The sequence below is a fragment of the Pseudoalteromonas sp. S558 genome, assembly GCF_005886635.1.
GTDB lineage: Bacteria > Pseudomonadota > Gammaproteobacteria > Enterobacterales > Alteromonadaceae > Pseudoalteromonas > Pseudoalteromonas aliena.
Genome location: NZ_PNDU01000254.1, coordinates 1 through 1,004, shown reverse-complemented (window position 1 = coordinate 1,004; position 1,004 = coordinate 1). Strand labels below are relative to the sequence as shown.

Genomic DNA, 1,004 nt, shown 5'->3' with positions numbered 1-1,004 from the left:
TGACACAGCTTTGCTTGCTAAATTAGAGTGGCTGTCTAGTTTAGTTCCTGATCATGTTATTACTGAGGCTAAATATAATAAAGCTCGCCTAGGTAAAACTAGTGATGGTAAACAAATGTCTGACCCTTGGGTTACCGATAAGCGGCTAAAAAAAGCAGGGTTGAGCAAAATCGAGAGAGATAATATTTTGGAATCGCTGGAAGACGAAGATGGAGCTGTTCAAAAATTACTGATCCATAATAAACCTGATGGAAGCTTAATTGTTAAAGAATTGGGTAAAAATGCTCAAGTTGTTGGCAACCCCTTTGGATTGTAAGAGAGAAGCTATGTTACGAGATAAATTAAAAAAATCAGCATACTATGAAGAACAAATAAATTTTACTACTAATGCCATAAAAAAAAGGATTAAAAAATTAGATACTGTCGGTAAGTTTAGTGATGAAGTTAAAATGAAGCAATCATTTAGGATAGTATATTACTCGATTGAGTTATTACATCAGAAATATTCACGTGGTGATGAATTATCGTCTTTAAAACCTGATCTTCTAAAAATGCTAGAGTACCGGCAATGGCAAAAAAACTATGCTGATGCCTTACCTGATAGTGAGCAGGCTGAGCGTGTAGGTTGGGAGGAAATACGTGAAGACTATTTAGAAGACTTCTTAAAATGGATAAGTTTTGCTTACTGCCTAGATATGGGAAAAGAGTATTACCTGAATATGTTGTCTTTAATTGCTAATCAAGGTCTTGATTCATTATTTGATAGTATAGCAGTTGAAATGGGTGATGTTGAACGCCAGGTATCCAAAGAATTACTTTTTAAAAAGCGGTTTAGCAAGCTTTATAAAGTTATTGAAAGTGAGCCAGAACAACGTCCTAACTTAGTAAAGGCTTATTTAGAGGCTTGGTATAAGCTAGAAGGAAGCCCAGATTACCATTTAATGGATACTGATGCATATATAGGTTACTTGTGTTGGGAAGCTGCTTTAGTCGTTAAGCTATAT

At 35.1% G+C, this 1,004-nt stretch carries 2 protein-coding genes; both read left to right on the top strand.

The features are described 5' to 3' along the window. The coding region (locus tag CWB66_RS22300) for a hypothetical protein (protein WP_212747830.1) at nt 1-316 on the top strand (316 nt) is incomplete at its 5' end. 10 nt (nt 317-326) lie between these two features. Beyond that, nucleotides 327-1,004: PoNe immunity protein domain-containing protein (locus CWB66_RS16090; protein ID WP_138586141.1), on the top strand; the 678-nt coding region annotated here is incomplete at its 3' end.